9 protein-coding genes and 1 riboswitch are annotated in these 13,150 nt (G+C 36.7%); of the genes, 5 read left to right on the top strand and 4 right to left on the bottom strand.

The window, feature by feature from the left end; all coding sequences use genetic code 11:
* Window positions 1-29: 29 nt before the first annotated feature.
* The 4 genes from JKA74_RS16365 to JKA74_RS16350 form a co-directional block, all read right to left on the bottom strand.
* Window positions 30-1,148, bottom strand: coding sequence for a beta galactosidase jelly roll domain-containing protein (locus JKA74_RS16365; protein ID WP_201432305.1), 1,119 nt, complete (start codon window positions 1,146-1,148; stop codon window positions 30-32).
* A 20-nt stretch (window positions 1,149-1,168) separates the two neighbouring features.
* On the bottom strand, window positions 1,169-1,696 hold the full coding sequence (locus JKA74_RS16360; protein WP_201432304.1) for an aspartyl protease family protein: 528 nt from the start codon (window positions 1,694-1,696) through the stop codon (window positions 1,169-1,171).
* A 96-nt stretch (window positions 1,697-1,792) separates the two neighbouring features.
* Window positions 1,793-2,479 carry a response regulator transcription factor gene (locus tag JKA74_RS16355; RefSeq protein WP_201432303.1) on the bottom strand — a complete coding sequence of 229 codons (687 nt, stop codon included), beginning with the start codon at window positions 2,477-2,479 and terminating at the stop codon, window positions 1,793-1,795.
* Complete coding sequence (locus JKA74_RS16350) at window positions 2,476-4,044, bottom strand: sensor histidine kinase (protein ID WP_201432302.1); 1,569 nt, start codon at window positions 4,042-4,044, stop codon at window positions 2,476-2,478. Before JKA74_RS16350 ends, JKA74_RS16355 begins: the two co-directional genes overlap by 4 nt.
* Before the next feature lie 328 nt (window positions 4,045-4,372).
* A riboswitch (TPP riboswitch) is annotated at window positions 4,373-4,469 on the top strand.
* A gap of 115 nt (window positions 4,470-4,584) precedes the next feature.
* On the opposite strand from JKA74_RS16350, the gene JKA74_RS16345 reads away from it, so the two are divergent.
* The 5 genes from JKA74_RS16345 to rhuM all read left to right on the top strand — a co-directional run bounded on the left by JKA74_RS16345 (window position 4,585) and on the right by rhuM (window position 13,097).
* Window positions 4,585-6,990 (top strand): TonB-dependent receptor, encoded by a 2,406-nt coding sequence (locus JKA74_RS16345; RefSeq protein WP_236587865.1) that lies wholly within the window; start codon window positions 4,585-4,587, stop codon window positions 6,988-6,990.
* Window positions 6,991-7,073: 83 nt separating this feature from the next.
* Entirely contained in the window at window positions 7,074-8,141 is a 1,068-nt protein-coding gene (locus JKA74_RS16340; protein ID WP_201432300.1) for a DUF6687 family protein, read from the top strand.
* Window positions 8,142-8,505: 364 nt separating this feature from the next.
* Window positions 8,506-10,968, top strand: coding sequence for a bifunctional aspartate kinase/homoserine dehydrogenase I (gene thrA, locus JKA74_RS16335; RefSeq protein ID WP_201432299.1), 2,463 nt, complete (start codon window positions 8,506-8,508; stop codon window positions 10,966-10,968).
* 31 nt (window positions 10,969-10,999) lie between these two features.
* Window positions 11,000-11,923, top strand: a complete 924-nt coding sequence (locus JKA74_RS16330) for a homoserine kinase (RefSeq protein ID WP_201432298.1) — start codon at window positions 11,000-11,002, stop codon at window positions 11,921-11,923.
* Window positions 11,924-12,107: 184 nt separating this feature from the next.
* Window positions 12,108-13,097, top strand: coding sequence for a virulence RhuM family protein (gene rhuM / locus JKA74_RS16325; protein WP_201432297.1), 990 nt, complete (start codon window positions 12,108-12,110; stop codon window positions 13,095-13,097).
* Window positions 13,098-13,150 lie beyond the last annotated feature (53 nt).

Here is a 13,150-nt window from a genome sequence, read left to right as displayed (position 1 = left end):
GTATTCAGGGAAAATACTTCCAGCAGAAATCAGTTATCCCTCAATATATTGGTCAAATCAGCCTCTTCAACAATTCCTAAAGGCCCTTTATAGATACCTCCCTCAATGCCAATATCAGTGACTTTTACTGCTACAATATTATTGCCAGTAGGTCTTAATAAGTTTTGTGGAATTTTATAAATCCTTGTTTTAATGTAGGATCTACTTTCACCTACTGCTCTCCCATCAATGGTTTCGCCAATTTTGACACCATTCAAGTAAGTTTCATCAAAATCATCTATTTTGCCCAAAATCAAATAGTATCGCTTGTTTTGATCCGGTTTAAAATCCAATTGAAAGTTTTTTCTGTACCAGGCTATACCATCATAGGCTCTATACCCATGATTATCCCAATATGCTGGTGCTAAAATATCTTCCCAGCAGGAATCATCAATCTTTTCACTATAAAAATTTGGTTCATTTTGAGTATTGAACTTCCAAACACCATACAAATGTTGTAATAAACCTTTATGGGTTTTGGCTGTATAAAAACCCATTTCTCCGCGTACAATCCCACCATTAGCACCATCATCATACACCCTCACGGCAAGTACATTGTCTCCACCAAAATTGATAGTACTTGTAGGAATATAATATTTCCTGTTGGAATTATAAGCTGTTCTGAATCGTGGGGGAAATTGCCCGCTTTTCCCTATTAAAGTTCCATTGATATAGGTTTCATCTACATCATCTATAAAGCCCAGTATAAGAAAATTAACGTCTTTAGGGTTCAATAATCTACCATCAAAGTGCAAGCGATACCATGCATAGCCATCGTAACCGTGGAAACCTTCATTTTCCCAATCAGCAGGCACCAAAATATGTTCCCAATTACTATCATTATAATTGGCACTTTTCCATTTTAAATTATCCCCAATGCTAAATTTCCACTGCCCTGCAATACTTCTTTTAAGATCCACATCCTGATAAACATTTTCATTTACATAATGTGGATGATCCCATTTTTTTTCTTCCATCATGAGTTCCCATATCCAACTCATAATACTATTATCTTCCGTTTTGGAATCGCCTTTCACCTGGGCACCTGCTACTAAACAATGTAAAGAAGCCAAGAGAAAAATGAAAATTGTTTTTTTATAATTACTCATTGCGGTCTATCATCGATACCTTAATTAGCTGTAACAGCTAAAGTTGATTTTTCATTCTGTAATACTTTTTTCTTATGATTCCCACTTTTAGTAATCACTTTGTTGTTTGCAACATCTATAACAAATCCATGGGCTCTCATCATCTCCAAACCAACTATACCAGCAATGGTTTTCCCGGTTCTTTGTTTGATGGAATTTGCTACATTTGATAAATCATAAGCTAAAATTATTCCTTTTAATTGGATTTCGTTAAAAGTTATCACAGCTTTTCTCACAGTATACATCTGCATCAATTGTTTCCCGACTCCCTGAACCTGATACCTGGCTTGACTTAAGGGATAAGTTTTGTATTGATACTTATCCTGACTATCCATATTTAATATGGTGTATTCAGAACCTGTATCCAATAATACCCATACATTTTCTCCATTCAAATTCATTTTAACAATCGGTCTTTTATCAAACTCAGTCTCTGTAGAGATATAATCCTGTGCGTAAGTAAACATGCTCATAAGCATCATCCATAATGTAATCTTTAAAGTTCTCATAGCTTTTAGTTTTGTTTTATAATTCAAACTAAAGCTTATCTATGTTACTGTGTGTCACTGGAAAGTAAACAAATGTCACATGATGTCACGAGTAACTCATACCAACTTATACCCCATCCCATGTACCGTTAAAATCACTTTTGGCTCATTAGGATGAATCTCTACTTTTTGTCTTAATCTTAATATAAAGTTATCAATTGTCCTTGTTGTGGGAAATTCATCATACTGCCAAATATTTTTCAACAAATCATCTCTGCTTACAATTTGGTTTTTATGTTTCAATAAGAAATGAAGTACTTCTAGCTCACGATGAGAAAGTTTCAATTCCTTACCTGATACTTTAGCTATGTACTTATTGAAATCAACCTCCATTAACCCAATTTTAATAAACTCATCTGCCTTATTTTGGGATTCGCTTGTTTGGGTACGCCTAAGTATCGCCTTAATCCTTGCCAATAATTCCCTTAGACTGAAAGGTTTGGTCATGTAATCATCCCCTCCCAGCTCAAGGCCAAGCACCCTGTCAATCTCTTCACCCTTGGCAGTTAACAAAATAACCGGAGTAAAAATATTCAACTGTCTCAGTTTTCTGCACACATCAAAACCTGACATTTCCGGCATCATTACATCCAACACTATCAGGTCAAAATGCTCTTCCTTTGCTTTTTCCAGGGCCACTTTCCCATTTTCAGCCAATACCGTTTCGTAGCCCTCAAACAACAAATTATCCGAAAGCCCTTCTCTCATAGCCTGCTCATCATCTACAATTAATATTTTACTCATGCTGATTGATTTAAAGGAAATATTAATATAAAGGTACTACCCACTCCTACAGTAGATTGGATCTTGATTTCTCCCTTATGGGAGTCCATGATATGCCTTACCAAACTTAAACCCAAACCTGTTCCTTTGGTTTTCTGGGTCATGGCACTTTCCAACCTGTAAAACTTATCAAATATCTTAGCCTGTTCACTTTTGGGAATACCTATACCGTTATCCTTGATACTAAAAAACGCTTTTTTACCATCACTTTTGGTCTCCATTTCAAGCTGAACAGTCTTATCATTATATTTGATTGCATTTTCCACTATGTTTGAAAACGCTTCTTCCAATGACTGGCTGTCCGCCAGAACAGGGAGTTCCCCTTCTGCTAAATTCAGCTGGCAACTCACATTTTTTTCGTTAAAAGTATAACTATAGCTTTTGCAGAAATTTACTACCAATGCATTCAGATCAATTTCTTCAAATTGATAAGTTTTCTTATTGGACTCAATCCTGGAAAAATCCAGGATATTATTCACCAAATAGGTAAGTCTGCCAGATTCATGAAAAATGACATTATAATAATGCTGTTGCTTTTCAGGGGAAGGAATTCTGCCCAACATTAAAGTTTCGGCATACATCCTGATAAGTGCCAGTGGAGTTCTGATTTCATGGGACACATTAGAAACAAAGTCCGATTTCAATTGCGCCATTTTTAAAGCACTTCGTATATTCCTGATAATGATAAAGATTCCCACCAAAACAGTGAGTAGGGTAAAGATTAAAAAGAAGAGATTATTTCTGCTTCGCTCCCTTATTAAAGCAGAATAACTTTCACCGGTTGTTTGAATCGCTAAATGGATGTCGGGCAATATCCAAAGGCTGCTTTGTGTGTATTCTTTTGGTAACCTGAAATCTCCTGTACTATATATAATCCGAGGATCAGTATTTTCCGTTTCATACAAAACTGCTACGCTAAAATTATCAGTCGCAATTTCCTGCATTTTGGCACCTAGCACTTGCTCTACCCAAAATTCGGGCTCCAATAAGATAAACACATTATATAAAGTCGAATCATTATCATATTGCATAAAAGTAATACCCATCTGGTTATCTCTTAATCCTTTGATGGATTCCCAATTCTCCACAGCTTGAATTTTTTGAAAACCAGCATTTAAATAGCGGGTAAGCCGGGAAAGCGTAGTGTCATTTTTAAAGAGCCACTGTTCTATAAATGGTCTCGCATCAAGAGATTCATCTACATAATCTCCATAGAAAACAGAATCAACCTCAGCCTCCAAATTATTGATGGATAATAACTGTATCGGTTCATTACTTAATACTAGTCTGGAGGCATTTTCGAAAATATCACTGCCGGAATTATCCAGTTCACGCGCCCACTGTGTCATCATATCATCAGCATACTGATTCAATGAAAAAAGCACTGTTTCCATTTGCTTTTCATAAATGACATTCGCCATTTGTTCATCCTCATTAAGTGATAGAAGCTGCAAATAGCCATAAATAAATAGTGGGACAATAATTATCGCCAGTATGATTAATATGCTTCTAAGCTGCTTGTTCATAGGTTATATTTAACTAACAAAGTAAGTAAAATATCTATAATTATTTTGATGAATTCAGGATGGAATGCGAATTGTAAATAAACCCCACAATTTTTGTCAAAATCAATTAACCAATCTACCTTTGTAGTATCAAACAAGGGGTGCCTTATAATAACGGGCTGAGAACATACCCACAACCTGATCCCGGTAATGCGGGCGTAGGAATTTATACCGAAATACAGATTTAAAAATTAATATAGATTATACTGTTTCAATCATGCTTATTTGAAAAAGAGATAGATTGAATAATTATTGATAAAACAGATTCTCTGATAATAAAGATTTAGCTTTCACAAGCTAGGGGTGCCTTAATACACGGGCTGAGATTATACCCAATGAACCTGATGCCGGTAATGCGGTCGAAGGGAGCGGTTTAAGGAAAACAAAGAGAGGTAAGTACCCCACTTCTCACATGTTAAACTTATAATAATAAATTACATGTTACACTTTAACAAATGGTGGTGTTTATCCACAGTTTTTTGTCTGCTAGCGGTTAACTCCATGGCACAATTACGCCTTTCCGGCACAGTAACGGACAAAGAAGAACAAGGGGCTTTAGTTGGTGCTTCAGTAGTTATTCCTGAATTAAATAAAGGAGATGTGACGGATGAAGAGGGTGAGTTTATCATCAATAAACTTCCGGAAGGCACTTACACAGTGAAAGTTTCCTTTATAGGCTATAAACCTATAGAAAAGGAAATACAATTAAATAGTGATCTGAGTCTTATATTTAAAATGGAAAAAGACATCCGGATGACAGATGAGGTTATCGTATCAGCCACCCGGGCGGATGAAAAAACACCAACTACCTATACCAATGTCAGCAAGGAGCGTTTGGAAAAGCAAAACCTCGGGCAGGACATGCCTATTTTGCTTAATTATACGCCTTCTGTAGTAACTACTTCTGATGCGGGAGCCGGAGTAGGATATACCGGTATTCGTATCAGGGGAAGTGATGGTACAAGAATTAATGTCACTGTTAATGGTATTCCTATTAACGATTCCGAATCACATGGCACTTTTTGGGTAAATATGCCTGATCTGTCTTCCTCAGTCAACAATATCCAGATACAAAGAGGTGTAGGAACTTCCACTAATGGCGCTGCGGCTTTTGGCGCGTCTATAAATATGCAAACCAGCACGCCCGCACAAGAAGCTTTTGGGGAAGTGAACAATTCCTTTGGTTCCTTTAACACACGCAGACATAATGTAATCTTCAATACCGGCATCATGAATAGTGGATGGGCTTTTGAGGGGAGGCTTTCCAATATCCATTCTGATGGTTATATAGACAGGGCTACATCAGATTTACAGTCTTATTTTCTTTCCGGTGCTTATTATGGCGATAAAACCATTCTCAAAGCACTCACTTTTGGAGGCAAAGAAAAGACTTATCAAAGCTGGTGGGGCACACCTGAGGCAAGGTTGGAAAATGATATTCCCGGAATGCAGGAAGTTATTGCCAATAATGGATTCACAGATGAGCAGGCAGAGAACCTGCTGAATTCTGGTCGTACTTACAATTACTACCAATATGATAATGAAACTGATAACTATCAGCAGGATCATTATCAATTACATCTTTCTCATCAGTTTAGCAAACAATTGCAGGCCAATGCGGCTCTTCATTACACCTATGGAAGAGGATATTATGAGCAACACAGAGCAGATGATGATTTTGAAGATTACAACTTACCTGATTTACAAATAGGGGACAGTACAATATCCTCTACTGATTTAATAAGAAGAAGATGGCTTGACAACCATTTCTATGGATTTACCTATAGCTTAAATTATGATAATAATAACGGGCTGGATATCACATTAGGCGGTGGCTATAATGAATATGATGGTGACCACTTTGGGGAAATCATTTGGGCCAGGTTTGCCGGAGAATCTGAAATAAGAGATCGCTATTATGACAATAATGGCTTCAAAACGGATTTCAACTCATTCTTAAAAGCAAATTACCAGCTTAATCAGCAAATCAACCTTTTTGCAGATTTGCAGGTTCGTAGTATCGATTACAGAACAGTAGGTGTTGATAATGATTTAAGAGAAATAAATGCCGGAGATAATTACAACTTTTTTAATCCGAAAGCAGGCCTCTCCTACTTTTTTGATAACAACAGCTCAGCTTATGTTTCATTTGCCATAAGCAACAGAGAGCCGGTACGTAACGATTTCATTGATGCAATTGAAGATGTTACACCTCAACCTGAAACTTTAAGAGATTTGGAAGTTGGTTATAAAAAAAGAGATAAAAATTACAGCATAGAGGCCGTTTATTATTATATGAATTATAAAAATCAATTAGTACTTACTGGAGCCTTGAATGATGTAGGTTCAAGTGTGAGAACCAATGTTGACAATAGCTATAGAATGGGAATAGAACTTATTGGATCTGTAAAAATTACGCCTTCTTTGCAATTGAATGCCAATGCCACTTTCAGTCATAATAAAATTGAAGAATTTACTGAAATATTATATGATTATGGAGCCGATTTTAGTGAATATAACATCGTAAGAAATGATTACGAAAACACTGATATATCTTTCTCTCCAAATCTAATTGCTGGCGGTGATTTAACATTTACACCTCTACAACCCATTAGTTTCTCTTTATTAGGTAAATATGTAGGCCAACAATATTTGGACAATACTTCCAATGATGAAAGGGCTATCGATGCTTATTTGGTAAGCGATTTTGTAGCTTCTTATAAATTTAGCTTACCTTTTATAAAAACAGCAGAACTGAAATTAATGGTTAATAACATTTTTAATGAAAAATATGTGTCCAATGGATATACATTTGGTTATTCAGGCGGTGAATACGTAGTGCGTGAAAATTACTATTACCCTCAGGCAGGAACCAACTTCTTGCTAGGGATGAATATCAGGTTCTGATTATTTTTATCTATAATGATGGCTGTCATGAAACAGAGTTTTGTGACAGCCATTATAAAAGTTTTAAAATCATCCAATAGTCTATGAAAACCTTCATACCTTTTTACGATGTCAAAAAATATCCCCATGAAGTAATAGTAATGGATGCCCATCATCCACAAGGCTTTGATTTATCACACTGGAGAGGAGCACCCGTTCCTGAAGGTTGCGAAGCTGATACAAGTACAGAAATTGTGCTTAAAGCAATAGAAAAAGATATTCCCGAATTAAATAAGAGCTATGTAACCAACAATCACTATGACATTGATGGATTTTTAGGAGTGTGGGCTCTTTTCAATCCTCAATTGGCTTTGAAGCACAAAAACCTATTAATTGAAATAGCGCAAATAGCCGATTTCCGGGAAATTGACTTCAAAAACTCTGAATGGAGAAAAGCATTAAAAATAGTTTGCTTGCTCAATGAGGAAGAAGCGCGCTTATTTTATCCTCCTTTTGGTGCACCTGAAATAGCCGAAAAAGAAATGGAAGCCTGTGTGCCTAAATACCATTACTTTTTAGAAGCTTTCACAGAAATGATCCAAAATGAAGAAAAAATAAAAGAAACTGAGGAGTATAAATGTGTAATAGCCCAATTGGAACAAAACATACAAAGGAAGACTATTTCCGATATAAAAATGCAATTAGTAGAAGCCAAGGAACCTTTGCATTACTACAGCTTATATGCCGGCAGTAATCATGCAGATATGGTTATGAGTTTGTATTCAGGCAACCGTTATGAGTTGGAATATAAATACACCACCTGGGTAACTACCACACGCAAACATTTTCCCAGATTAAACTTGCAATTGTTGTGTGACAGGCTAAACAGGATGGAAAACAGCAAAAGAACATGGAAAGCTGAACATTTTACAGATACCGCACCTATTTTGAGGCTGGAAGGGGAAAGACTCTCCAAAAAAGAACGATATTCCAGTCCAACAGCAAGGCCCATTTACCCTTCAAGTATTGCTCCGGAATTGTTTAAAAAGGAATGCATCAGTTATTTCAGGGAATTCTATCGGGATTTAAGCCTAGGGGAAACTTTGGATTGGAAAGAATTGAGAAGAGTAAATGAGGAAATTTTTGCCAAATCAAGTAATGTAAAAATATAGTGCAAAAAACTACTGACCTTTCTGAAACTCCTCACTAATATATTTCCCCTTTCATTACTACTCACTTCTTTTATTTCCTATTCATCAGATTTTACAATCTTTTTAATCAAAATACTTTATTTCTAAAAAATAAAACCTTAGTTTTCCATCATCAACAGTAAAATGTTTAAGAATATTAATCAATATCGCAATCAAATTACAGCCAACACTGCTCAGTGTAACAGAAGTATTGCGTGCATTTCTTTCACATTCACAGCTACTACAATTACCCCTTTTCGGGGTTAAAATTTACATATCATCCCAGAAGCAGGGCTTCGCAAAATCAATTCAAGTTTTAAGAATTTTACTTTAATCCAATTTAAACATGCAGGTTTTAAAATTTGGAGGTACATCCGTAGGTACCCCTCATAATATTCGTCTTGTAAAGGAAATCATACAAGAAAAATCACTTCAAGATTCTACCGTGGTAGTAGTTTCCGCATTTGGCGGTGTTACTAATCGTTTAATTCAGTCCAGTAAGCTGGCAGCAAGTGGAGATGAAAGCTATCAGGTAATACTTACACAAATTGTTGAGCAACATATAGAAACGGCCCAGCAATTAATTGATTTAAAAAATCAAAGCCCTATTATGGGGCAACTCCGGCTATTGCTTAATGAATTGGAAGACATCCTGAGAGGTGTATTTTTGGTTCGGGAAATCTCTAACAAAACATTGGATAAAATCAGCTGCTATGGTGAAATACTTTCAGCACGAATTATCACTTATTTTCTTCAGGAAAGTGAAGTAAGTGTAGCATTAGCGGACCCCAAACAATTTATTCATACTGATAAGCAGCACGGGAAAGCCAATGTTTACTTTGAGGAAACCAACAAAGCCATTTTGGATTATTTTGTTGCCCCATTTAAAATATTTGTATGTCCGGGCTTTCTGGCATCTGCTTCTAATGGTGAAACCACCACATTAGGCAGAGGAGGCTCTGATTATACCGCTGCAATTATAGCAGCCGCTTTGGATGCGCCATGCATAGAAATCTGGACCGATGTAAGCGGAATGATGACAGCCAACCCACAATGGGTGCCCAATGCCTATGTGATAGAAGAAATGGATTACGAAGAAGCCATGGAGCTAACACATTTTGGTGCTAAAGTGCTTTATCCACCCTCTATTCAGCCTGTATTGAGGAAAGGAATACCGGTTTTCATCAAAAATACCTTCAAAAAGACAGATCCCGGCACTAAAATTCACGGATTGGGAAAGAAAAACGGGCAAATTATCAAAGGGCTTTCCTGTATAGAAAATATCGCCTTACTCAATTTATCAGGAAGTAGTATGGTGGGCATTCCGCATTTTTCATACCGACTTTTTGAAACACTGGCCTCAGTACAAATTTCAGTCATACTTATTACACAAGCTTCCTCGGAACATTCCATTTGTGTAGCCATTGATCAGGAAGAAATGCAAAAAGCAAAAGAAGCCATTGAAAGTGCTTTCTCTGAAGAAATTCGTCAGCAAAAGCTGAATCCATTAAGAATTGATACTGACTTGGCCATAGTGGCACTGGTGGGATCAAATATGAAAGAGCAAATTGGGGTAAGTGGCAGGATGTTAAGTATTTTGGGAAATAATGGCATCAACATCATCGCCATCGCCCAGGGTTCTTCCGAGAAGAATATTTCCGCTGTCATTCAGAAAAATCAAATTAAAAAAGCCATGAACAGCTTACATGAAAGTTTCTTTCTGTCAGACATTAAACGGGTAAACCTATTTGTAGTAGGTACTGGAAATGTGGGGAAAGCGCTATTAAAACAAATTGACTTACAAACAGAATACCTGAAAGAAAAACATCACCTGGATTTAAAGATAGTGGGCATTGCCAATTCCCGCAAAATGCATTTTGAAGAAGAAGGCATTGACTTAACCACTCCATTTTCCTATTTGGAAGAAAAAGCTCAAAAAATGGAGACCCATCTGTTTTTAGAGCAAATGATTAACATGAACCTACGTAATAGTATATTCATTGACAATACTGCTGAGGAAAGCATTGCCTTAACTTATGATGTTGTATTAAGAAAAAGCATTTCAGTGGTAACGCCTAATAAAATTGCCTGTACTGGCAAATATGCAGACTATAAAAAGCTGAAAACTGTTGCCTTGCGCTACAAAAGCCACTTTCATTTTGAAACGAATGTGGGTGCCGGCTTGCCCATCATTAATACATTGAATGATCTGATTAAAAGTGGAGATGAAATATTGGGGATTGAAGCCGTATTATCAGGTAGTCTGAATTTTATTTTCAATAATTATGATGGCGAGGAATCATTATTTTCGGAAGTAGTAAAACAAGCACAAATAGAAGGCTATACAGAACCTGATCCAAGGATAGATTTAAGTGGCGTGGATGTAAAAAGGAAGGTTTTAATTCTCTTGAGGGAAAGCGGTTTCGAAATGGAAATGGATGACATTGAGGCAGTACCATTTATCCCCGAAGAATGTATGAAGGCAGTTACAGTAGATAATTTTTTTTCACTGCTAGAGAAGCATGAAGCAGTTTTTCAGAAGAAAATGAAAGAAGCAGAAGAAGCCGGTAAAAAGTTGAAATATGTCGCGACTTACAAAAATGGCAAAGCAGAAACAGGCTTAAGATTAATTGAAAAATCTCATCCGTTATACAATTTGGAAGGAAAAGATAATATCGTATTGTTCACCACAAAAAGGTATCCGGAGCAACCATTGGTAGTGAAAGGTGCCGGGGCAGGAGCGGATGTAACTGCTTCCGGTATTTTTGGTGACATTATGCGGATTGCCAATACTTTTAGGGAGAATTAATTTAATATCTGCGCTTTATAAAAAATTAAAAATGGATAAAATAAAGATTTTTGCACCAGCCACTATCGCCAATGTAGGTCCGGGCTATGATATTTTTGGCTTAGCACTTGAAAATATTGGGGATACGATAGAAATGCAATGGACGGACAAGAAAGGGATTCATATCCATCCAATTGATGGATTTCCAGACTTGCCCACCACAGCCGAAGAAAATATTGCCGGGATAGTAGCAATTGAAATGTTGAAACAGCAAAAAATAAAAAGAGGTCTGGATATTCGCATTCATAAAAATGTAATGCCCGGAAGTGGCCTGGGAAGCAGTGGTTCCAGTGCGGCAGGTGCTGCATTTGCTTTAAATGAGTTGTTGGGCAAACCATTCTCACAGACAGAATTGATTCAATTTGCCATGTTAGGCGAAAAAGCTACTTCAGGAAAAGCTCATGCTGATAATGTGGCAGCTTCCATTTTGGGAGGCTTTACCATAATTAAAGGTTACGAACCTTTACAGGTCTTCAATATTCCCTTTCCTGAAAATTTGCATATTGCTATTGTCCATCCTCAAATAGAGGTAAAGACTTCCGACTCCAAAAAAGTACTAAAGAAAGAGTTAGGGTTGGATGCTGTGATCAAACAATGCGGTAATGTAGCTGGCCTTGTTGCTGGGATGATGGGGAATGATTTCACGCTAATTGGTGCCAGCATGAACGATTTAATCGCTGAGCCTATTCGTTCCTTCCTGATTCCGGGCTATAAAGAAGCGAAAAAACTGGCTTTGGAAAATGGTGCCATTGGCTGTAGCATTTCCGGCTCAGGCCCCTCAATTTTTGCCTTTACAGAGGGCAAAATAAAGGCTGAGGAAATTGCGCTGCTATTTGCTAATTTCTATAACAATTTAGGAATAGCTAATAAAGTATATTGCTCGGGGATTAATGGGAATGGGTGTGAGGTGCTGTGATTAATTCACTCATTCAAACAAAAAAAGAAATTGATCCGGTACAAACAACAAATATGGCTTTTCGTCACAAATGAGCTATTGTTCAACGCTGAATTTCCTCAATCATTCGAGCTGTACTATAAAATTGACTAATTTAGTGGCTATAGAAGAATAACTACATTGATTAGCTGCTTGTAATGAAGAGATGAATAAATTAGAACCAAAACAGGACAATTTTATATTATATACCACGCCAGAAGGCGCAGTGAAACTGAATGTATTATTGGAGAATGAAACTATTTGGCTTTCACAAGAACAAATGAGCCAACTTTTCGACCGCGAAAGAAGTGTGATTACCAAGCATATAGGCAAGGTTTTTAAGGAAGGTGAACTTGAAGAAAAAAGCAATGTGCAAAATTTGCACATTAGTGGTTCTGACAAACCTGTCAAGTTCTATTCTCTTGATGTTATCATTTCTGTTGGGTATCGTGTTAAATCGCAAAGAGGCACGCAATTCAGAATTTGGGCGACTAAGACCCTTAAAGAATATATTATTAAAGGGTTTGTATTAGACGATAAAAGATTGAAACAAGGCGAAGCAGTATTTAGCAAAGACTACTTCAAAGAATTATTAGAACGAGTTCGCTCAATTAGGGCAAGTGAACGTAGAATTTACCAGCAAATTACAGATATTTTTGCAGAGTGTAGTATTGATTACAACCCTCAATCTGAAATTACTAAGCATTTTTATGTGATGGTTCAAAACAAGTTCCACTTTGCCATTACAGGACAAACAGCAGCAGAAATTATTTATGCAACTGCCAGCGCATCCAAGGAAAATATGGGATTGACCACCTGGAAAAATGCTCCCAAAGGCAGGATTTTAAAATCCGATACCTCCATTGCCAAAAACTATCTGGATGAAAAAGAAATAAAGCGATTGGAACGTACAGTGACAGGCTATTTTGATTACATAGAGAATTTGATAGAGCGAGAAAACACTTTTACAATGGAAGGTTTAGCGAAAAGTGTAGATAAGTTCCTAAACTTTAATGAATTCAAGATCTTAGACGGTAAAGGGAAAATCTCGCACAGCGAAGCTATTTCAAAAGCAGGTACAGAATATGACCAATTTAACAAAACACAAAAAATTATTTCTGATTTTGATAAGGAAATCAAACATTTGAAGGGCTGATGATCGATTTTTAATTGATCATATTTCTACTTCTATCTTTATAGCTCCTATTA

It is taken from the genome of Marivirga aurantiaca, assembly GCF_016679925.1.
Classification (GTDB): Bacteria; Bacteroidota; Bacteroidia; order Cytophagales; family Cyclobacteriaceae; genus Marivirga; species Marivirga aurantiaca.
Note: the sequence above shows the minus strand (reverse complement) of the source record. Positions and strands in the feature narration are given on the sequence as shown.